Source organism: Marinomonas profundimaris, from assembly GCF_000508165.1.
GTDB lineage: Bacteria > Pseudomonadota > Gammaproteobacteria > Pseudomonadales > Marinomonadaceae > Marinomonas > Marinomonas profundimaris.
Window position 1 is genome coordinate 178521 of record NZ_AYOZ01000023.1, and the last position, 22606, is coordinate 201126.

Here is a 22606-nt window from a genome sequence, read left to right on the forward strand (position 1 = left end):
AAATGCACAGTTAGCTGAAGAAATGCCCTCAGATGTGAATAACTGCTATTATTTTCCACAGATCAAGGTGAGACATGCCGCTTGTTTTGGTTGATTTTTATCCACAGAATACGACATACCCACAAGTGAGACCCGAGTGTCAAAGTTATCCCAGAATTCCATTGTTTGCTCGTTTCGTGCAAACGCTTTATTGAATCGTAAAATTTGGCGCATGGCGTGGCCGCCGATGGTTTCAAACATCACAACACCTCTTTTGGGATTGGTCGACACGGCCGTGGTTGGCCACTTAGGAACGGCGACGCATCTTGGTGCTGTGGCGATTGGCGCGAGTGTTTTTAGCTTCCTATTCTGGGCGTTTGGTTTTTTGCGCATGGGATCGACTGGATTGACCGCTCAAGCGCTTGGTCAAGGCGATGAGCGGCGCGTGCGAGAGCTCTTATTACAGTCGATTTTAATGGGCGTTTTTATCGGTTTGATGTTGATTCTATTTCGAGCGCCCCTGATTGATCTGGCGATCCATTTGATGTCGCCCAGTGCCGATGTAGAACCTTGGGCTCGAATCTATTGCGAAGCTCGAATTTTCAGTGCGCCAGCGGTGTTGGCTGGTTACGCTTTAATGGGTTGGTTTTTTGGCGTGCAATATTCCAAAGGCCCATTATGGATGTTGCTGGTGATCAATATCGCCAATATGGCGTTGGATTATTTTGCCGTGTACGGTTTGGGCATGGCCAGTGACGGCGTGGCGTGGGCGACGGTGGTTGCGCATTACATTGGCGTGACGGTGGCGGGTATTTTGGCGTGGCATAAACTGAAAGGTTTTTCTGGCCATGTGCCAATGCGAGCATTGGCACAATGGCGGGAATATGTGGCCTTGGTGCGAGTGAATCGTTATTTGTTTGTGCGCACGATCCTCTTGCTTTTGGTTATGTTGTTTTTTACCGCTCAGGGCGCGCGCCAAGGCGATTCTATTCTTGCCGCCAACGCGGTGTTACTGACGTTCTTGATGATTATTTCTAACGCTTTGGATGGCTTTGCTTTTTCAGTCGAAGCCTTGTGTGGCGAATATTATGGTCGTAAAGACAAAGCCAATTTTAAAAAGGTGATTCAGCTTTCAACCTATTGGGCCTTGGTAGCGGCCGTTATTTTGATGCTGATATTTTGGCTTTTTGGCAATCAAATCATTGGTTTACTCACAAACGTTCAAAGCGTTCGAGACGATGCGGCACTGTACCTACCTTGGCTCATTTTCTTCCCACTGTTGGGTATTTGGTCGTTTATGTTGGACGGCGTGTTTATTGGCACCACCAGTGTAAAGCAGATGCAAAACACCATGATTCTCTGTGTGATCGGCGTTTTCTTTCCTGTTTGGTTCATTACCCAAGATTTAGGCAATCATGGTTTGTGGCTTAGCCAAGCGACGCTGTTTCTTGCCAGAGGCGCGACGCTTTACTGGTGTTATCTGCAAAATATGAAAAAAGGCGTGTGGTTTAAAAATCAGTCATTTTAACCATGCGGATTTTGGTGCTCGTTTCTGCGCAACGAGCGTTGAATCCGTGTTTCCTCTTGGCGCATTTTTAGCAAATTATCTTCTACGAAAACCAAATGTGTATGCGCCGCTGTGCGAGCGGCCTCGGCATTGCCTTCCATAATGGCTTGGTAAAGGTTTGCGTGTTGTTCCATGACACGTTGACGCGCGGCTTTTTTCTCAAATAAATTCTTCAAATTACTCGAAATGCTTTTTGCCAGCATGGCGTGTAGGCTGCGTAATGTATGCAACAACACCACGTTATGCGCCGCTTCCGCGATGATCATATGGAATTCCACGTCGAGCTTAGCTTCCAGCGCGAAGGCGTGATTTTGATTGGCTTCCACGAGTTGGTTAAAACATTGAGTCAGTTTGGTTTTATCGGCGTCGGTGCTGCGCAAGGCGGCGTAATACGCGGCGAGGCTTTCTAACGCATCGCGAAACTCCAATTGATCGTATAAAAATTCGTCATGGGAACTGAGCAAATCCTGCAGCGGATCGGCAAACGAGCTGCCAAGTTGTTCCGACACATACGTGCCGCCGCCATGACGACTGAATAACACGCCACGCGCGATCAGCTTTTGAATGGCTTCTCTTAATGACGGGCGAGAAACATCAAACCGTACGGCAAGCTCCCGTTCTGGCGGGAGTTTTTGCCCTGCTGTAAAACTGCCTTCCAATATCAGGCTTTCCAGTTCTCGCATGATAATATCGGAAATTTTGGGTTGTTTTACGGGGCTTAATCGATTGGTTTTCATTAAGAATTTCCTAAAAACGGTTTTTGTGTATAACTCTAAAATTGGTAAAACCAATTGATATTGTCGATAAAATTCACGAAATGTCGGCAAAACTACCAGTTGACAAAGTATGGTTAGCTTCTTACTGTGCTCGTATATTCAAAGGTAAATTGGTCTTACCAATTTGTCTAGTATGAAGACAAAAAGACGATAAAAATAAACCGATACACGACTTGTCTACTGTGGAATTTTCTATGAACACTTCTCGTACCGCTGATCACGCACTTACTCATCAATATCGAGATTTATACCGTGCGTTAAAGGAAAAAATAGACACGGCGCGATTGATTCAGGATCCGCTTCGAACCTTAGCGTATGGCACCGACGCGAGTTTTTATCGGTTGGTTCCGCAATTGGTGGTGCGTGTCGATAATGAAAACGAAGTGCGATTGGTGCTGCAAGAAGCCAGAAAACGTAATTTGCCAGTGACCTTTCGTGCGGCGGGCACGAGTTTGTCTGGGCAAGCGGTGACGGATTCGATTTTGCTGCAACTGTCCGATAACTGGAAAGGACATCGGATTCACAATCATGGCCACAGTATTTCACTTCAACCCGGTATTATCGGTGCGCGAGCGAATCAACTGCTGACGCCCTTTCAACGTAAAATCGGGCCAGACCCCGCGTCGATCAACGCTTGTATGATCGGCGGCATTGCTGCGAACAACGCCAGCGGTATGTGCTGTGGCACGGCGCAAAACAGCTATCACACGATTCAAAGTGCTCGACTTATTTTTGCCGACGGCAGTGTATTGGATACCGCTGACCAAGCCAGCTGTTTGGCGTTTGGCAATCATCATGCGGACTTATTGGACACGCTCAGTCGGTTGTCTCAAAGCGTGAAAGCCAATACCGAGCTGGCCAATAAAATAAGACACAAATACCGTTTAAAAAACACCACAGGATACAGTTTAAATAGCCTCGTCGACTTTCAAGATCCATTCGATATCTTGCTGCATTTGATGATCGGCTCTGAAGGCACCTTGGGTTTTATCAGCGAAGTAACCTACGAAACCGTGGTGGATCACCCGATTAAAGCCGCGGCGATGATCTTTTTTGACGATATGGAATTGGCGTGCCGAGCGGTAACCTCGCTGAAAAGCGCGCCCGTGTCAGCGGTGGAGTTGATTGACCGAGCAGGCCTAAAAGCGGTGGAAGGCAAGCCGGGCATGCCAGCGCTGTTGTCTTCTTTAGGCTCACAAGCGGCGGGCTTATTGGTGGATGTTCGGGCCGCCAGCGCGGAAGCATTATCCGCCAATCTAATGGCGGTAACGCAGGCGTTAGACGGTTTAAAAACCATCAACGACATTGATTTCACTCAAGACAAAGCAATTTACGATTCGTATTGGAAAATCCGCAAAGGCTTGTTTCCTGCCGTTGGTGCGGTTCGCCCTGTTGGTACCACGGTGATCATTGAAGACGTGGCGTTTCCGGTTGAACAATTGGCGGAAGGCGTACTGGAGCTTCAAGGCGTGTTTCAAAAACACGGATACAGCGAAGCAATTTTGTTCGGTCACGCGTTAGAAGGCAATTTACACTTCGTCTTTACGCAAGGTTTTGATGACCCGAATGAAGTGACGCGTTACGCGGCCTTGATGGACGAAGTCGCGCAATTGGTTGCGGTGAAGTATCAAGGTTCTCTTAAAGCGGAACATGGCACAGGCCGAAACATGGCGCCGTATGTCGAATTGGAATGGGGCAAAGAAGCCTACGACATTATGTGGGAAATAAAACGCGCGTTTGACCCGCAAGGCTTACTCAACCCCGATGTGATTTTATCGCACAATGCGAACTTGCATGTACAAAACCTCAAACCTTTACCCAAAGCCAATGAAAAGGTAGATACCTGCATTGAATGCGGTTTTTGTGAATCCTCATGTCCTTCAAAATCACTGACTTTAACGCCGCGTCAGCGCATTGTGATTTGGCGTGAAATACAACGATTGATCGCCTCAGGAGAAGAGCCAGAACGCCTCACAGAATTGAAAAAAGACTACGATTATCAAGGCATCGATACCTGCGCTGCCTGCGGCTTGTGCTCCACTCAATGTCCGGTTGGTATTAATACCGGCAATTTAACGCGCGAACTACGCCATGATCGTCATCCAGACAGCAAGGTCGGTTACTGGATCGCGGATCATTTTGAAGGTGTCACCAAAACGGCGAAAGTCGGGCTTGCTGTGGCGAACGGCACGCGTCGCATTATTGGCGACTCAGGCATGATGGCCATCACCTCGGTAATGAACAAAGTGTCCCATGGCGCCGTGCCGAAATGGCACAAGCAAATGCCAAAGCCAGCGGGGGCTTTGGCACGGATTCCTGTCTTGCAGTGCGCGGATATGGCGGCCGACCAAGACGATCAAAAAGAAGTGATTTATTTCCCCAGCTGCGCGACTCGCGTTATGGGCGCAGGGCCAAATGCGGAAGACAAACGCTCTGTTATGGAGGTGATGTTTTCTGTATTGAATAAAGCAGGATACAAAGTAACTATACCCAATGACGTCGAAAGCCAATGTTGCGGCATGGCTTTTGAATCGAAAGGCCAATTTGATGTGGCGCACCAGAAAGCCATTAATCTAAATGGTATTTTGTTGGCCGCGAGCGACAATGGTCGAATCCCTATCGTCTGTGATGTGAGCCCTTGTTTGCTACGAATGAAGGAAAGTCTGGATCCTCGTTTAGCACTGCACGAACAAGTTGGCTTTGTATCGACTCATGTGATGCCAAACCTAACGGTGAAAAAGAAACTGGGAAAAATGGCGCTGCATGTGACTTGCAGCACCACGCGAATGGGACTGGCCGACAGCTTCGTGCAGCTGGCACATCAATTGGCTGATGATGTGGTGATTCCGCCAGACATTACCTGCTGTGGCTTCGCTGGCGACAAAGGTTTCTCAACTCCAGAACTTAACGCCAGCGCCTTAAAAACCTTAGCTAAAGCCGTAGAAGGCTGCGAAGCGGGTTACTCCAACAGCCGCACCTGCGAGATTGGCTTATCGGAACACAGCGGCATCGAGTATCAATCCATCGTCTATCTGGTGGATCAATTGTCTGAAGCTTCACCCGCCTAGTTAGCCGCTCAGCCGTGCTTATCAAAAGGACGTTCATCGGTGAACCCGCAACAAAGACCAACGCCTCGTTACGGCGCTAAAGCGAGAACATCCACTCGGCGTTGGTCTTTGTTGCTACTAGCTATTTTTCGATTACACCGACTTGTATGTCTAAATTTTCAATGATTTGTAGAAGCTCTTGCTCGTCAGCAATGATCTTGTTATTAAATTCACGAGATATATCACCGCATCTAACAAATAGACTGGTTGGCTTGATATATAAAATGCTTAATTGTTTATTTATAAATTCACAGCTATTGTTCCTATCCCCAAACTGAGAGTTCTTAAGTGTTTGTTCCTTTTGTTGTAAGACTAGAGCTCCTAAACAATTACTAATTAAATTTTCAGCAGATATAGTGCTTTGTATTGAATCGTTTTGCCGTGAATATATGTTAAGAACATTAAATGGGTTAAAAATAACAGATGGCTGGCTCGTATTTACAGAACGCTTTAACGCAAGCCGTGCTTTGTCTATGGGAAGTTCAGGCATTTGCCTTCCACCATATAATGCATTTCCGAAAACAAGCCCAATTAAGGTAAGGATTGGGTAGGCATTTTCTCGTAATTCTTTTGAATCAATTATGACTTCTAGTTGCACGCAGATTTGCTTCACTCTTCGTAGTGATAGGTGGTGCTTGTTCTGTTCACAGATCAGAGCCACAGCGGCTCTTAACTCTTCTGCTGAACTAATCGCAGGTAATGTTGGAAGTGCCTTAAAATCTTCTATTTCAAATATTTTTTCAGCGGTTAGAAATTCAAAATAATCCAATTCTGGAAGCGTAAAGCGTTGCTCAAAGAAGCGGCTTAGGTATTCATGAGAATCAAAACTATGGCCGTAAACGGCTTTGATGGAATGCTGCAATTGGTTGGTGTCGGTGGATAAGACAAAGATGAAGTTTGGTATGTCGAATAGGTGTTTTACTGTTTCTAGCATTTCGATGGCGTAGGTTGGGCGGCATCGATCCAGTTCATCAATGAAGATGAATACTTGTTTGTTAGGATTGTTCTCAAGGGCGAAGTCGACAAGTTCGCGTGCTTGCTTTCTGAAGTCTTGGGTGAATTGCTTATGTCGTTTGTGTTGATTGGCAACTTCCAACCCTAAATCGCCCATATTCAAGTCGTCTTTTAAGGCTTTATGATTGGTCACGGAACCTGTAGCGGCTGCAATTAGGTCGAGTATTTCGTTTGTTGCTGCTTCTCCGAGAAGGTGTTTGCCTACAACCTTTGACCCAATTGGAAGAATGCTTTTGCCCATATTAAATATGGCGCTGGCGACGTTTCTTTCTGCATTTCGAAATTTAGGGTTATGGTCTTTGATGTTTAACTTTATCTGCTCAAGCAGTTCAGCGATGATGATGGCGAGTGGATCATTTAAATAATCCGATTCCCAAGCATCTATCTTGATGGCTATGTGGCCTTTGTCTTCGACCAGTTTTTTCCATTCGGTAACAAAGTAAGTTTTCCCTGTTCCCCATGCCCCGTTTAGGTTTACGACGTATGCATTGTCGTTTGTGTCGCGGCTTTTTAGGTATTGAGTAAAACGCTCCGCGAGCTCTTTTCGTTTATTCCCTGTCGCGCATTTGGCAAAGGCTTCTGTATCTGTATCGCTCATAGGGCATTCCTTTGTTTAATAAATCTAATAATAGTCTATATCACAAAATAAACGCCTAGCTGTCACCAGATCAACATCTCGCGGATGTTTGCGCTTTAGCGCCGGAGCGAGAGTTGATCTTGTGGCTGAGTTAACTGTGAGAGACTGAGCACACTGCGAGTGGCTGTATTAAAGGCGAGTGAAAAACCTCAAAGCATAAACGTTGAATACATACCAAAGCCGCAGACGATGAGTAACGCCCAGCCGATGAATTGGAAGAAGACGGGTGTTTCGGCTTTTTGGATGCGGTTGTGGAGCTTTTGCCCAAAGACGTGACCTAGTAAAGCGCAAGGCAGTAACCAAAGTTGGTGGATAAGTTGTAGGTCGATGCCGGCGATGAGGAAGGAGATCATTTTGATCATCACTAGGATAAACCAGAGTACAAATAAGGTATCGCGCAGTTGATGGCGTGGCACTTTGGTGGCGAAGACGGAGACGATAAGCGGTGCGCCGATTAATGAGGTGCCGCTGACGTAGCCGCCGAGCATGAGGAAAATTGTGTCGAGGAATTTGTTGTTGGTGTAAAACGGTTTGTTAAGAATGTAAGACACGGCAAAGATCGCGACGATGACAAAAATCACTCCAGTGACGATGTTGCCGGGTAAGGTTAATAAGCCAAATACGCCGATCAATTTCGGCACTATCATGATGCCGAGGGCTTTTTTCAAGTAACCCCATGCAATGTTGCCCTGCTCTTCTTTCGGTGCTTCGCCTCGTTCTGCGGCGAGAATGGCTTGCTGTTTGGTCTTTTTCGCACCTTGCCATGCAATCCAGCTCGAAAACACGAGTAAATGCACGGAAATGATTGGCAGGAATAATAATGGGTCGTTTTTCACTAATAACAGGAACGGTAAGGCGAGCACGGCGCCGCCAAATCCTAGACCACTGCGGACAAAACCGCTCCAAATAAAAATGGCGCCGATGAGGGCGTATTGCCACCAGAGTAAGTGTTCCATGATCGTCCTTTGAAAGTCTTAATGTACGTCTATTGATGTTTTGGTTAGTGTAACCAAAACATCGATTTTAAGCTGAGCTGTCACTAAATTCGATTTTTTTAATACTAATGGATGGCGATGAAAAATACCGCTGTATTTTCGCAGAGAATGTTTGCTAATCTCATATTAAAGAAAACTGATATATAGGAGGGTTACGTGAAACACAGATTCATTTTTGCTCTGCTCATGTCGTTTACGTTAACGCTTATTATGTCGGCGTGGATTACGTATTTGAACATTGGCTTGGCGCCAGATTTTGTGTCCTTTTGGATGCATGCGTGGTTTCTTGCTTGGCCTGTGGCGGGTCTTGTTGCGTTTATTGCTGGGCCGTTTTTGCATAAGCTAGCGCAAAAAATTGTTGATCGAATGTAAGTTCGCTAGACAATGTTGAAATGAAAAAAAACCGCTCATCGTGTGAGCGGTTTTTTATTGGGTTTAATTCGAGTGAGAGCTAAAAACGCTTATTTGTTAGGTTTTTCGTCCCACACGGTTAGGTCGATGTCATCTCGCACTTCTGGGTAGTCGTCTGAGTTGAACACTGGTGTATGTGTCTTAAGCTGAGCAAAGTAATCTTTGGTTAACTTCACTACGGTACCCGACAGCATCATGATCGCAATCAGGTTAATGGTTGCCATTAAGCCCATCGCGGCGTCTGCTGCATTGAACACCATGGCGACACTTTCGTACGCGCCCCACGGGATCATCGCCAACGCCAAGATACGAAGAATGAAAATCCCCGGTTTGTTCGCCCATTTTAGGTAGGTTAGCGCGTTTTCTGCGTAGCTGTAGTTACCAATAATGGAGGTGAATGCGAAGAAGAAGATCGCGATCGCAACGAAGTATTGTCCTGCGCTGCCGATGTGAGTCGTTAACGCGGTTTGTGTTAAGGCAATGCCGGTTTGGCCGTTTCCTAATGCACCAGAAAGCAGAATCATCAAGGCGGTTGCGGTACAAATTAGGATGGTGTCAATAAACACGCCCAATGATTGAACCATGCCCTGTGACGCTGGGTGATGAGGGTTCGGGGTCGCAACCGCGGCGATGTTTGGCGCCGATCCCATGCCCGCTTCGTTCGAGAACAAACCACGTTTAATACCGTTTAGCATCGCGCCTAATACACCGCCAGCGGCTTGTTCGATACCAAATGCGCTTTTAAAGATTAACGCGAACGCCGCAGGCACTTCGTCGATATTCATGAAAATCACGTATAACGCGACCACAAGATACAATACCGCCATAAATGGCACGACGATTTCGGCAAAGCGTGCAATTTTCTTGATGCCGCCGAAAATAACAATCGCCGCTAATACCATGATGACCAAGCCTGTTACGTTGGTATCCACACCAAACGCGCCTTCCATTGCGCCGGCAATCGAATTGGCTTGTACCGCATTGAACACCAAGCCAAACGCTAAAATAAGCGCCAGCGAGAAGACCGCGCCAGCCCAAGGGGCTTTTAGACCTTTGCTGATGTAAAACGCTGGACCACCACGCAACTGACCGTTTTGGTCACGTACTTTATAAAGCTGTGCCAGTGTGCTTTCTGCGTAAGCCGTCGCCATGCCAATGACGGCCACCACCCACATCCAAAAAATGGCACCAGGACCACCCAAAAACAACGCGACGGCAACACCGGTCATGTTGCCGGTGCCGACGCGAGAAGCAAGGCTAGTACAAAGCGCTTGGAAAGGAGAGATACCACCACGGTCGGATTGTGGTGCTTTTAGAACCGTACGGATGAATTCTGGGAAGCGACGGATTTGTATAAAACCCAGACGCAGTGTGAAATATACCCCAACCGCCAATAGGCCGTAGATGAGGATATAACCCCAGAAAATCGTATTCAAAAAATCAATGATGGCTGCCATTTAGGGCACTCCCGTTATGCGATAAAGTTATCGTTTTATGGTGCGAGGGGTAAATGCAAGCGCTGCATTTTGTATGAAAAAGTCGTCTCAAGAATGCGCTGGTGCGCAAAAAAGGTGCAAGAGTAGCGATTTCAATAAAAAGCGCAAGAAGAAATGCACGCAAAAGGTGCATAAATTATGCAATTTAGATGCATGAAAAGTGGGTTTGTTGGCTTTTTCGGTGGATTTTCTTCATTTTGCTAGAAATGAGTGCGATAAGCGCCGAGTTCGATGGAGGCAACAGAAGAATCGAACTCGGCGTTAACAGATTAGTCTTTTATTAAGAAATACAATGGCTTGATGATAGGTCAAGACGCATTTGGGTTAATGGGCAACGCATACGCTTCGGTTTGAATCGGATCTTGCTCTGCGTCGGCCCATTTTTTTTCTAACGGTATAACACCGGCCCACACTGGCCAATCGATGTCTTCTGGGTCATCTATTGGCGGCTCGGCTCGCATCTTTATCGACGCTTCTTCAATTTTGATCCGCACCAAACCTGTGGCTTTTATCTCGATATCACTGACAGGACGTAAGGTTTCCCAGCGACCAGGGCTGACCTTGTCTAAGAAAACTTTAAATTGACGCACTTTCTCTTCTTTCTCGTCGATCAATTCAGGAACGCCAAATAACGTTACTGAGCGATAATTGACTGAGTGATGCATTGCAGAACGCGCCATGACCAACCCATCGAGCTGTGAAATATTAATGCAAACCTTCTCTGGTTCGTCGATTGGCCCTTTGACGTTCCGCGCTTTGGAATGCGCATGCCAGTAGAAATAATCCCCTTCACGCCAATGACAGGTTGGCGTAACGAACACTTGGCCGTTTTTGGTTTGACCAACATGACACATCAAGGCGGAATCTATGATATTGAACGCGGTTTCTTTGTCGTATTGGGCGCGATTGGGCCCACGCTTTACTTTGCTTAACGGTGTTTCGAGGGAATCGCTCATGCTCTAAATCCTTGTCATTGTTGGTTGGGGTCTATATAACGAAAGATTAGAGAAATCTGGCTTCTTTAAAAATAGCCAGAATCAAGATTAAAAAGCAGGCCAGTTATGAAGTATGCCATCGGCAGTGTGCGTTTTTCGTTAGATGAAAGTGGTGCGCCCTATTACCAACAGCTTATGGCGCAAATTCAGCAAGGTATTGTGTCCGGTGAATTATCGGTTGGCGATAAACTGCCCTCTTCTCGTTTATTGGCCGAGTCGCTGGGTGTGTCTCGGAGCACGACGTCGCGAGCGTATGAACAGCTGATTGCGGAAGGTATTTTGACAAGCGAGGAAAAACGCGGCGTGTTTGTTGCGGCCTTGCCTATGCTTAGCCGCCGTTCTACCCGTTTTGTATCTTCTTCATCGGCTTCGCCCATTTCATCGAAAAATAAAACACCCGCGTTTTTGAAGTTCGACTCTGGTGTGGATGTGAGTGCGTTTCCCACTAAAGAATGGGCGACGAGCATGCGCCGAAGTTGGCTGAAGCCAGATTTAACCGTTTTGCAAGGTGGTTATGTCACTGGCTATCCGGCGTTAAAAGAAGCCATTGTGGATTATTTGTATCGTGTGCGAGGGCTGGAATGTACGACAGAGCAAATTATTGTGACGGCAGGCAGTCGAGATTCATTGCTCTTGTTGCAGCATGCGTTGGCGTCAATGCATCACGCGGATCCACATTCGATAAAATGGTGGTTAGAAGAGCCAACGTATCCCCCTATCCGTGAGGCAATTCGTTCTCATGAACAAACCGGTACGCTGCAGATTGACGATGAAGGCGCGTGTTTGCCCGACAGTGATCATGTTGCAAATGTGGCGGTAATGACACCAAATCGACAATACCCACTTGGTGTGAGTATCAGTGCGGCTCGACGTCATCAATGGCTGCAAGCGATGCAGAAGAAAAATGCTCGCTGGTGGCTGGTTGAAGACGATTACGATAACGAGTTTGTGTATCAAGGCCGGAGCAATGTGCCGTTTATGCAAACCGCCAGTGTGCATGATCATGCCAAAGACCGTGTGTTTTTTATCGGCAGTTTTTCTAAGGTGCTGTTTCGTGGTTTAAGGTTGGGGTTCATTGTCGCGCCCATCGCGCATGTGACGATCTTGCAGCAAAGCCAACGTACGTTAGGGTCTTCGGCGTCTTTACCAATACAGCCAGCGGTGGCGGATTTTATGCTGCAAGGGCATTTTGATCGTCATATGAATCGCATGCGTCGGCATTATCGGCTCAAGCGTGATGCGCTGTTGATTCTGTTGGAAATGCATTTATCCGATTGGTTCGATTGGAAAAAACCGCGAGGCGGCATGCATGTATTGATTGAGATAAAGCCAGAATTTATAGTTAAGATTCACGCTGAAAATGGTTTGGATCAGAAGATGGCGCAAGAGGTTTTACAGGACGGTATTTTACTGTCTCCTCTGTCTGTACATTATGCGTATGAACAACGGAAATCGGGGCGTTTTGGCTTCTTACTGGGCTTCAGTGGACCGAATGAAAAGCAGATGAAAGAGATCATTCTAGCGTTAAAAAATTGGTTCATAACGACTTTTGAACCTTTATAAGACTTACAAATTGTAAGGAATTTGTCTTGAAAGAGTGCTAATCTCACTCATTACGTTGAAATGGTCGGAATTTTTCGTACTTAGATTGTAATTTTTTATGAAAAGACCGTGTAGCAATCAAGAACAAAGACTAAACTAGACTTTGTGCGATTGTCTAAATTTTGATATATTCCGCACACTTAAATTCGTGTGAAGCGAGTAAAAACGGCATTTTCCTTTTAGTTTTTATGGATCGGATGAATAAATTGAACAGATTTCAAGACATTCTGCATTTATACATGCATTCGTTATCCAGCGTTTTGGCGGCCTTTTTGCGCTCCGCTCTTGCCGTGTCTTGCTTGGTTTTTAGCTTCTTTGTGTTTATGTTCTTACTCTCTTCCTCTGTTGATAATCACTCTGTTATCAAGATCGACCCTATTCTTAATTCGGGGCTTCTTTTAAGTCTCGTTTTTATCTCCCTATTGTTGGTTAGTTATTTGTCCGTTATGACAAATAACAACCCTGCTCGCCAGAAATTGGCCGTCTTTTTATTTCGTGCTGATGCTCCTAATGAGCATTCCCGTTGTGCTGAGGCACAAAGCGCGAACAGATGTAGAGCTCCCTTTTTCAGATTTAGGTGATCCAAATAAGTCATTGCTGCGTTAATACTCTTAACTAGGTAATGGTCTTTGTACTGTTTTCAGTGTGGTGATCTTTACTGAAATACCCGGCATGTGCCGGATTTTCGTTCTGTTGCTTGATGTTCAAGTGGCAGTTTTGTGAACCTCGGGGTTAGAGGATGATTCTCTTGTTAACTCGTATCCTTAGTAAAGTCGCTTTGGCGCTAATGGTGGGCTTGCTCGCCGGTTGTCAGGGTGGTGTGCTCGATCCTAAAGGGCAAGTTGGTATTGAAGAGAAGCAACTAATTATTGTTGCTACTTTGTTGATGCTTCTTGTCGTGATTCCTGTGATTTTCATGACACTTTATTTCGCTTGGAAATATCGTGAAGGTCGTGATGAGATCTACGAACCAAAATGGTCGCACTCCACTAAAATTGAAACTATCGTCTGGGCTATTCCAGTCATCATCGTCATCATTCTTGGCGTGATTACTTGGAAATCAACACACGCTCTAGATCCTTACAAGCCTTTGAAGTCTGAGAAAGACCACATCAATGTTCAGGTCGTTTCTATGAACTGGAAGTGGTTGTTTATCTATCCAGATCTAGGTATTGCTTCTGTGAACGAGCTGAGATTTCCAGCAAACGTTCCTGTTGCTTTCAAGATTTCTTCAGAAGGCACGATGAACTCGTTCTTCATTCCTCAATTGGGTAGCCAAATTTACTCAATGGCTGGCATGGTGACGAAGCTTCACTTGATTGCAAACGAACCTGGTACGTTCAAAGGTATCTCTGCAAACTACAGTGGTGCTGGTTTCACTGGTATGAAGTTCAATGCTATTGCTACACCAACTGAAGCGGATTTTGACGCTTGGGTTGAAGGTGTAAAAGCTGGGTCAATTCCTGGTGCAATTAATAATGGCATATTGAACCAGACTTCCTATGAATCGCTAGCTGAATATGATCCAGATCCTCATCATACTCATGAGCCGACGCCAGTTCAGTACTACAACTCAATTGAGTCAGGCGTTTTCATGGACAATGTAATGAAGTTCATGAAAGATCACGGCAAAGTTGAGCTTTTAAAAGGCACGACGTTCGATTCTCAAATGATTCACGACAATATGAGTCATGGTGATATGGAACATGGCGAAGAAATGAATCATGACGAAATGAATCATGAGTCGTCTGAACACTCATCGGATGATATGCATACGGAGGCTGAAAAATAATGTCTGCACTCTTAGGCAAACTATCGTGGGACGCTCTTCCGTACGACCCGATTGTTATCGGCACATTGTGTGTCGTTGCGATCGCTGGTTGTGTACTTGCTTTCCTACTTATTAAGCACAAATTGCTTGGTGTACTCTGGAATGACTGGTTAACGTCTGTTGACCATAAAAAACTGGGTATCATGTATATCGTTCTAGCATTGGTAATGCTTATTCGTGGTTTCGCGGATGCCATTATGATGCGTTTGCAGCTCGCGCTTGCAACGAGCGGTGACCCTGGCTATTTACCTCCAAGCCACTATGACCAAATTTTTACGGCTCACGGTGTCATTATGATCATCTTTATGGCAATGCCATTTATGATAGGTCTGATGAACATTGTTGTGCCGCTACAGATTGGTGCTCGTGACGTGGCTTTTCCGTTCCTAAACAACTTAAGTTTTTGGCTAGCTGTTTCTGGTGCGGTATTGGTGAATATTTCCTTAGGCCTTGGCGAATTTGCTAAAACTGGTTGGGTGGCTTATCCACCTTTATCAGGGTTGGAATACAGTCCAGGTGTAGGGGTCGACTATTATATTTGGGCATTGCAGATATCAGGTATTGGTACGACATTAACCGCAGTTAACTTCTTGGCGACTGTGTTTAAAATGCGTACACCTGGTATGAAATTGATGGATATGCCGATCTTTACTTGGACCTGTACTTGGGCCAATATTTTGATCGCTGCATCCTTCCCAATTTTGACTGCTGTACTGGCAATGTTGACGCTTGACCGTTACCTAGATTTCCACTTCTTTACGAATGATGGCGGCGGTAACTCAATGATGTATATCAACTTGTTCTGGGCATGGGGTCACCCTGAGGTGTACATCCTTGTTCTTCCAGCATTTGGTATATTCTCTGAAATTGTGTCTACCTTTACTGGTAAGCGTTTGTTCGGCTACAAATCTATGGTTTGGGCGACAGCTTCGATTTCCATTCTTGGTTTCATCGTATGGCTTCACCATTTCTTTACCATGGGTTCAAGTGCGAACGTAAATGCCTTCTTTGGTGTGATGACAATGATCATCGCTGTACCGACTGGTGTGAAACTATTTAACTGGTTGTTCACTATGTACCGTGGTCGCCTTCGTGTGACTGTTCCGGTTCTTTGGACACTTGGTTTCATGGTGACTTTCACCGTAGGTGGTATGACAGGTGTACTTCTTGCTGTACCTGGTGCTAACTATGTATTGCATAACAGCTTGTTCTTGATTGCCCATTTCCATAACACCATCATTGGTGGTGCGGTATTTGGTTATCTAGCTGGTTTTGCTTTCTGGTTCCCTAAAGCGATGGGCTTCCATCTTAACGTTAAGCTTGGTAAAGCGGCTTTCTGGTGTTGGTTAGTTGGTTTCTTCCTAGCCTTCATGCCTCTTTATGTATTGGGCTTCTTGGGTATGACTCGCCGTCTAAACCATACAGATAATCCTGATTGGAACATCTGGTTGTACATCGCTCTTGTTGGTGCACTGGTTATCTTGGCGGGGATTATCTGTCAGTTCCTACAGCTATACGTAAGCTTCCGTGACCGTGCACAAAACTTGGACACTACTGGTGATCCATGGAATGGTCATACGCTTGAGTGGTCTACGGCTTCTCCGCCGCAGTACTACAACTTTGCAGAGCTACCAGTTGTATCTGATATCGATGCTTTCACGGATATGAAAGAAAAAGGTACGGCTTACGTTCGTAAAGAAAGCTATGCGCCTATCCATATGCCTAAGAATACTAAGGCGGGTATCATCATTGGTGCACTTATTACGGCATTCGGTTTTGCAATGATCTGGCATATTTGGTGGCTGGCAATCGTTGGTCTAGTAGGCTCTATCGTGACATTTATTGCCCGTGCCTACACCTCTGATGTTGATTACTATGTACAGCCTGATGAAATCGCTCAGATCGAAAATGAGCATCTAGATAACGTGGCTAAGGGGTAATCATGAGCACTACACATATGAATACGCACGACGCTCACGAAGCTGGTGCACATCACGACGAACACCATGATACAGGTGGAAACACTGTATTTGGGTTCTGGCTGTACCTAATGACAGACTGCTTGTTGTTTGCATCTGTCTTCGCTACCTACGCTGTGCTCTTTATGAACACAGCAGGTGGTGTCTCCGGTAAAGATATTTTTGATCTTGAGTTAATCCTTGCGGGCACGGCTGCGCTACTTGTTTCAAGTATCACATTCGGTTTTGCAATGATTTGTGCTCATAACAAAAACCGTTCTGGTACGTTAATGTGGTTGCTGGCGACCTTTATTTTTGGTGGCGTGTTTATAGCCCTAGAAATATATGAGTTTCAGCATCTGATCCATAACGGCAATGGCCCTCAAGCTAGCGCTTTCTTGTCAGCGTTTTTTAGTCTTGTTGGCTTGCATGGATTGCACGTTACAGCAGGTTTGATTTGGATGGTTATTTTAGCTGTTGAAATCATGATGACAGGGTTGACTGGTCGATCATTGACTCGTCTGGCTTGTCTAAGCTTGTTCTGGCACTTTTTGGATATAATCTGGATCTGTGTTTTCACCGTTGTTTATCTGATGGGGGCGATCTAATGAGCGATCATTCTTCTGAAGCGCATTCACACGGTAGCGTGAAGTCTTACTTGGTTGGTTTTATCTGGTCTGTTATTTTGACTGGTATTCCATTCTGGATGGTAATGACGGAAGCGTTCGATAAGGGTCCAACTTACATAACAATCGTATTGTTAGCCATTGTTCAGATTTTTGTTCATTTGAAGTATTTCCTTCATTTGGACTTCTCTGAACAAGGTAAGTTGGATACTTATTCATTCATATTCTCTGCCGTAATTATTGTGATGGTTGTCGCGTTATCCGTTTGGATTATCTACGCTTCCAACGCAATGATGATGTAAGCAGAGTTATTTGATGATTATGCGGACTTCTTTCATTACAAGTAATGTGTGTCCGACGGGAGCCTGTAAAGATGTTTAAGCGTTATCTTCAGGTGACAAAGCCTGGCATCATTATGGGTAACCTCATCTCTGTTGCGGGGGGCTTCTTTTTAGCCTCCCGTGGCGAGATTGACTGGATCCTTATGCTAGCGACAGTGATCGGCTTGTCGTTGGTGGTTGCTTCTGGCTGTGCCATTAATAACTATATTGATAGAGATATTGATGCGAAAATGCAGCGTACACGTAACCGTGTGACGGTAAATGGTGAAATGTCAGGTAAAGCGGCATTCTTCCATGGCGTTGTATTAGGTGTAATTGGTTTGGCTTTACTGTCGTACTTTACAAACTGGGTCGCGGTTGCTTTCGCGGTGTTTGGTTATGTAGTGTACGTCGGCTTGTATACATTGCACTTCAAGCGTAAGTCCGTTTACGGCACGTTTGTCGGTAGTTTATCAGGTGCTGTTCCTCCTGTTGTGGGGTATTGTGCGGCGGCGGGCCAGTTTGATGCTGGTGCTGCTATTTTGTTAACTATGTTTTGTATTTGGCAAATGCCACATTCGTACGCGATTGCCATCTTTCGCTACAAAGATTACGAAGCGGCAGGGATTCCTGTTTTGCCAGTGTCACAAGGTATCGCAAAAGCAAAACGCCATATTATTCTTCACATCGCCGCTTTTGCAGTGGTGGCAGCGCTTTTACCGCTGACCGGATATGTGGGAATTGGTTTTATGGTGGTTGCATTAGCTACCAGCCTTTGGTGGTTAGCAATGGCATTGCGCGGTTACCGTCCGGGTATTGATCTGAATGGATGGGCACGACAAGTGTTCTTCTTTTCTATTATCACTGTTACGGCATTAAGTGTGACCATGGCATTGGATTTTAATGATGTCTCACCCAATTTAGTGGTGTTTAGCGCTCATTAATTCATGCTTTACAAAACGGGCTTTTAGCCCGTTTTTTATTTCCTTCCTCTGTAACTTTCTATTTTCCTCATTATTGGTTATTTTGAAGCCTACTCAATGAGACTGATATTTAAAAATATTTCCTGCATTGTGAGGAATACGTTTTGGGTCTGCTTCTACAATCAAAAAGGACGATGTGAATGAAAGCGCTTTTCACCTACATAGCACCCACGTTGGCACTGTTATTATTAGGCAGCAACTCGGTTTATGCTGTTAATTGCCAAACGTTAGTCACAAAAGCGCCTCAGAACGTAGAAATTAAAACCACCATGATGGGCAGAGACAAGGATGTAAGAAGTCCATATTGTTTGGTGTCGGGCGTTATGTCACAGCGAATGGGGGTGGGGAGCAAGTTCTATTCGATCCAGTTTGAACTGCGTCTGCCCAACTTTTGGCAAGGCCGTTTTGCTTATCAGTTTAATGGCGGCAACGATGGCGAAGTCAAGCCGGCATTGGGCGCGGTAACTGGGTTAACGAGCTCTCAATATGCCATTAACCAAGGTTTTGCCGTGGTGTCTAGCAATGGCGGCCATGATGCGTTAGCCAATCCAGAAGCAGGGCTTGCGAGTCCTGTAATGTTTGGCCATGATCCAGAAGCTCGCCGCGATTATGGCTACAGTGCTGTGGAGAAGTTAAACCCGGTCGCTCGTACTTTGGTTGAAAGCTACTACGAATCCCCAATCAAATATTCCTACGGTCTTGGTCAGTCGAATGGTGGCCGCATGGCCATGGTTGCCGCGACTCGTTTCCCTACCATGTTTGACGGTTTGCTGGTTGGTTACCCAGGCTTCAATTTACCGAAAGCCGCGTTGCAACATGCGTGGGACGCTCAAGCCTTGCATCGTGTCAGTGACAATATCAGTCAATCATTAACTCAGCGTGATTTGGATGTTTTTGCAAAAAACATATTGGATCAGTGTGACGCCTTAGACGGCATTAATGACGACATGATCTTTGCGACAGAGGCGTGTCAGCGTGTCTTCAAGCCGAAAGCCTTGGTTTGCAGAAGCAATTTTGATCGCGATTGTTTGCCACTTAACAAGGTGGCCGCTTTGATTCGAATGCACAAAGGCCCGCATAACTCTAAAAATCAATCGCTCTACACCAGCTGGGAATACGACGCTGGCATTCGTTCCAATAATTGGCGCATGTGGAAAATAGAAAGCCCAATTTCTGCTTGGAACAATAAGCCTATTAGCATGGTCATGGGCGCCGCGTCACTCGCACACATTTTCACCACGCCTTATACCAACGTTGCCGGTGACACCTATTCGCTTGAGAAGTACTTATTGGCGTTTGATTTCGATAAAGACGCGCCTAAAATCTATGCGACGAACAAGCAATTTAAAGAGTCCGCCATGTCGATCATGACACCACCAGATGCGGCAAAGCCAATGCTGACAGAATTCAAACAGCAGGGTGGGAAAATGATGATTTTCCACGGCAACAGCGACCCGGCTTTTTCTGTTAAAGACACCATGCGTTGGTACGACTTCTTAGACTTTATGTTGGAAGGAAAAGCATCGGAGTTTGTTCGCTTCTATCGAGTGCCAGGCATGCCGCATGGTCAGGGCGGTCCATCAGCGGATGAGTTTGATATGCTCCAGCCTTTGATTACTTGGGTAGAAAAAGACAAAGCACCGCATGCGGTGATTGCGAAAACACGCAAAGATAACCCAGAGATTACGGCGAGAATGGCGGGATTGGCTCGTCCATTGTGCCCTTATCCCGCTTTCGCTAAATACCATACTGGCGATCTTCTGAAAGCGACGTCGTTCCGTTGTGTGATCATTAAGTAACGGCGTGCCAGCGTTGGCTCAGGGTGAATGGCTAGCGGCCACCACCCACGTCAATAAAACCACCCGTGCTATAACTGGATTTGTCGCTGAGTAGCCACAGGATGGCTTCAGCGACTTCTTCTGGTTTGCCGCCACGTTGTAATGGCAGCGTTGGTCCGATGCGGTCTACGCGTTCTGCTTCGCCGCCATCAGCGTGCATATCGGTATAAATCAATCCTGGTCGAACCACATTCACGCGAATGCCATCCCCCGCCACTTCTAGCGCAAACCCTTTCGAAAAAGAATCGACCGCGCCTTTGCTCGCCGCGTAATCCACATACTCATTCGGAGAACCATAAACAGAGGCAAGCGACGACACGTTGACGATTGCACCTCCTTGACCGCCTCGGCTGATGGCCATGTCTTGAAAGGCTTCTTGGCAACATTGCATGGTGCCAAAAACATTGGTTTGAAAAATGCGTTGCCAGCGCGCTGGCGTGGTGTCGGTAAAGCGCATTTGATGCTCTAGCACGCCTGCATTATTGACCAATGCCTGAATTTTCCCCCATTTCTTTCGAATAAAAGAAAACATCTGGGCGACTTGCTCGACATCGCTTATGTCAGCTTGTACGCAATCGGCCAAGTCACCAGACGCCACAATGTCTGCAACGACTTTATTTGCTGACGTGGCGTCAGTTTTGTAATTAATCACCACGTGATAGCCCTGTTCTGCGGCCCGTTTTGCAGTGGCGGCACCAATGCCGCGTCCGCCACCCGTGATTAATAAAATAGGTTTGCTCATTCTGTCTTCCCTTAATGTACAAATACACAGTGTTACAGAATACGGTGCATAAGATTCGAAAACCAGATGAGAAGAATAGGGCGCTCAATTAAGGAAAACTCAGTGCGCATTATAGGTCGAATAAGGAAGCATCTGACACATTGGAGTCAGTGCATTGTATATAGTAAGTAAGGTATATAATAATCATACGGTATTAATTTTGGTGATTGGAATGCAAATAAATAATCTAGGTTTTCTACTAACGGACATTAAGCGGCTAATGCGTCGGGAATATTTAAAAAGCCATTTGACGATGACACCGATGCAAGCAAGAGCGCTGGTTTTTGTCTCTCGCTGTGAAGGTATTCGTCAGGTGGACTTGGCAGAAATGCTCGAAATTCAGCCCATCACGCTAGCCCGTCTTATCGATCAACTCGCGTCGGATAATTTAGTTGAACGTCGACCTGACCCAAAGGATCGTCGAGCTTATGGTTTGTTTTTAACGCCAGAAGCGGCCCCTAGCTTGAAAGAAATCGACACAGAGATAGAGCGCGTTCGCAAGAAGGCGCTGCACGGCTTAACGGATGAGCAAATTAAGGCGGCTATGGAAGCGTTAACCGCCATGCATACCAACTTATCAAATGATTCGACACTGTAGAATTTATCTGGAGAAACACCTGTTATGAGTGAGCAAGACACTAATCCAACATTGCCAAAGCATGTTGAAAAGCGCAAAACGCGCCGTGTTTTATTGGTGGCATTACCCGTTGTGGTGGTCTTGGCTTCTGTCTTTATTTATATGAAAGGCGGCCGTTATGTGGAAACCGACAACGCGTATGTTCAGTCAGATATTACGTCGATTAACGCGGAAGTATCTGGTGCGATCAAATCTATTTCAGTCAAAGAGAATGAAAAAGTAAACGAAGGCCAGTTGCTGTTTAGCATAGACGCCGCATCGTTCAAAATTGCAGAGGCCAAAGCCAAAGCGCAATTGCAACAAGTTCGCTTGGACATATTGGAGCAGAAAGCGGCTTACGAAGAGAAAAAAGCCGAAATCAAGCAAGCCGAAAACGAGTACGCGTTTAATCAACGAGAAGAGAAACGCCAAGCCAACTTATTGAAGCAAAAATTCATTTCGGACACGCAGTTCGACCAAGCACGACAAGCTGCACAAGTCAGTGAGCTGAGCGTTGCGACATTGAAGAAAGACTTGTTTCGTTTAAAAGAAGCGCTTGGTGGTGATCCGAGCTCACCGCTTGAAGATCATCCAAGTTACCAATCGGCTCAAACAGCATTAGATCAAGCACGTATTAATCTTGGTCATGTGGACGTCAGAGCACCGGCTTCTGGTGTGGTAGCGAAAGTGCCAAATAATGGCGAATATGTTACCGCAGGAACGACGACGATGGTGTTGGTGTCGGATGATCAGCCTTGGATTGAAGCGAATTTTACCGAAAAAGATTTGGCGAATGTGAAACCTGGGCAAGCGGTAGAGATTGAAGTGGACGCGTATCCTGACGTGACGTTAATCGGCAAGGTCGAAAGTATTAGCCCTGCGACAGGCTCTAAATTTTCGGTCATTCCAGCTGAAAACGCGACGGGGAACTGGGTCAAAATCGCCCAGCGTTTGTCTGTCAAAATTCTCGTTGATCGTGATCAAAGCTCACCGATATTACGTGCAGGCTTTAGTTCCAATGTCACCATAGACACAGAGCATCATCGCCGTTTGTTCGGTTTAGCATTCTGAGGC

At 45.9% G+C, this 22606-nt stretch carries 18 protein-coding genes; 12 read left to right on the top strand and 6 right to left on the bottom strand.

Features of this window, described 5'->3' with window-relative positions; translation table 11 throughout:
* Positions 1–211 precede the first annotated feature (211 nt).
* Positions 212–1507 (top strand): MATE family efflux transporter, encoded by a 1296-nt coding sequence (locus D104_RS29995; protein ID WP_036201037.1) that lies wholly within the window; start codon positions 212–214, stop codon positions 1505–1507.
* On the opposite strand, the gene D104_RS30000 is transcribed toward D104_RS29995, so the two are convergent.
* A complete protein-coding gene (locus D104_RS30000) occupies positions 1504–2283 on the bottom strand; it encodes an FCD domain-containing protein (protein ID WP_024024347.1) in 780 nt (259 codons plus the stop codon). The two genes, D104_RS29995 and D104_RS30000, sit on opposite strands and share 4 nt — an antisense overlap.
* 233 nt (positions 2284–2516) lie before the next feature.
* Here D104_RS30000 and D104_RS30005 point away from each other — a divergent pair, with 233 nt between their 5' ends.
* The gene (locus D104_RS30005; RefSeq protein WP_024024348.1) at positions 2517–5390 is read left to right on the top strand and encodes an FAD-binding and (Fe-S)-binding domain-containing protein; all 2874 of its coding nucleotides are present in this window, start codon (positions 2517–2519) and stop codon (positions 5388–5390) included.
* Positions 5391–5511: 121 nt separating this feature from the next.
* On the opposite strand, the gene D104_RS30010 is transcribed toward D104_RS30005, so the two are convergent.
* On the bottom strand, positions 5512–7041 hold the full coding sequence (locus D104_RS30010) for a KAP family P-loop NTPase fold protein (RefSeq protein WP_024024349.1): 1530 nt from the start codon (positions 7039–7041) through the stop codon (positions 5512–5514).
* 188 nt (positions 7042–7229) lie between these two features.
* Positions 7230–8036, bottom strand: a complete 807-nt coding sequence (locus D104_RS30015) for a sulfite exporter TauE/SafE family protein (protein ID WP_024024350.1) — start codon at positions 8034–8036, stop codon at positions 7230–7232.
* Between the two features lie 195 nt (positions 8037–8231).
* Here D104_RS30015 and D104_RS30020 point away from each other — a divergent pair, with 195 nt between their 5' ends.
* Positions 8232–8447: a DUF2798 domain-containing protein gene (locus D104_RS30020; protein ID WP_024024351.1), complete on the top strand. Its 216-nt coding sequence runs from the start codon at positions 8232–8234 to the stop codon at positions 8445–8447.
* A gap of 89 nt (positions 8448–8536) precedes the next feature.
* On the opposite strand, the gene D104_RS30025 is transcribed toward D104_RS30020, so the two are convergent.
* Together D104_RS30025 and D104_RS30030 are read right to left on the bottom strand one after the other, a co-directional pair.
* Positions 8537–9943, bottom strand: coding sequence for an alanine/glycine:cation symporter family protein (locus D104_RS30025; RefSeq protein ID WP_024024352.1), 1407 nt, complete (start codon positions 9941–9943; stop codon positions 8537–8539).
* A 347-nt stretch (positions 9944–10290) separates the two neighbouring features.
* Complete coding sequence (locus D104_RS30030; RefSeq protein ID WP_024024353.1) at positions 10291–10938, bottom strand: pyridoxamine 5'-phosphate oxidase family protein; 648 nt, start codon at positions 10936–10938, stop codon at positions 10291–10293.
* A gap of 105 nt (positions 10939–11043) precedes the next feature.
* Here D104_RS30030 and pdxR point away from each other — a divergent pair, with 105 nt between their 5' ends.
* From pdxR to D104_RS30065, 7 genes are all read left to right on the top strand, one after another.
* Positions 11044–12540: a MocR-like pyridoxine biosynthesis transcription factor PdxR gene (gene pdxR, locus D104_RS30035; protein WP_024024354.1), complete on the top strand. Its 1497-nt coding sequence runs from the start codon at positions 11044–11046 to the stop codon at positions 12538–12540.
* Positions 12541–13318: 778 nt separating this feature from the next.
* Complete coding sequence (gene cyoA, locus D104_RS30040; protein ID WP_024024355.1) at positions 13319–14371, top strand: ubiquinol oxidase subunit II; 1053 nt, start codon at positions 13319–13321, stop codon at positions 14369–14371.
* The gene (cyoB, locus tag D104_RS30045; RefSeq protein WP_024024356.1) at positions 14371–16350 is read left to right on the top strand and encodes a cytochrome o ubiquinol oxidase subunit I; all 1980 of its coding nucleotides are present in this window, start codon (positions 14371–14373) and stop codon (positions 16348–16350) included. Before cyoA ends, cyoB begins: the two co-directional genes overlap by 1 nt.
* A gap of 2 nt (positions 16351–16352) precedes the next feature.
* Positions 16353–16976: a cytochrome o ubiquinol oxidase subunit III gene (gene cyoC, locus D104_RS30050; protein ID WP_024024357.1), complete on the top strand. Its 624-nt coding sequence runs from the start codon at positions 16353–16355 to the stop codon at positions 16974–16976.
* On the top strand, positions 16976–17296 hold the full coding sequence (gene cyoD, locus D104_RS30055; RefSeq protein WP_024024358.1) for a cytochrome o ubiquinol oxidase subunit IV: 321 nt from the start codon (positions 16976–16978) through the stop codon (positions 17294–17296). Before cyoC ends, cyoD begins: the two co-directional genes overlap by 1 nt.
* 71 nt (positions 17297–17367) lie before the next feature.
* Complete coding sequence (gene cyoE, locus D104_RS30060; protein ID WP_024024359.1) at positions 17368–18258, top strand: heme o synthase; 891 nt, start codon at positions 17368–17370, stop codon at positions 18256–18258.
* Positions 18259–18437: 179 nt separating this feature from the next.
* A complete protein-coding gene (locus tag D104_RS30065; RefSeq protein WP_024024360.1) occupies positions 18438–20096 on the top strand; it encodes a tannase/feruloyl esterase family alpha/beta hydrolase in 1659 nt (552 codons plus the stop codon).
* A 31-nt stretch (positions 20097–20127) separates the two neighbouring features.
* Here D104_RS30065 and D104_RS30070 read toward each other — a convergent pair whose 3' ends face one another.
* Positions 20128–20877, bottom strand: coding sequence for an SDR family oxidoreductase (locus tag D104_RS30070; RefSeq protein ID WP_024024361.1), 750 nt, complete (start codon positions 20875–20877; stop codon positions 20128–20130).
* A 211-nt stretch (positions 20878–21088) separates the two neighbouring features.
* On the opposite strand from D104_RS30070, the gene D104_RS30075 reads away from it, so the two are divergent.
* Together D104_RS30075 and D104_RS30080 are read left to right on the top strand one after the other, a co-directional pair.
* Positions 21089–21514 carry a MarR family winged helix-turn-helix transcriptional regulator gene (locus tag D104_RS30075; RefSeq protein ID WP_024024362.1) on the top strand — a complete coding sequence of 142 codons (426 nt, stop codon included), beginning with the start codon at positions 21089–21091 and terminating at the stop codon, positions 21512–21514.
* Positions 21515–21538: 24 nt separating this feature from the next.
* Entirely contained in the window at positions 21539–22603 is a 1065-nt protein-coding gene (locus D104_RS30080; protein ID WP_024024363.1) for an HlyD family secretion protein, read from the top strand.
* The last annotated feature ends 3 nt before the right edge of the window (positions 22604–22606 follow it).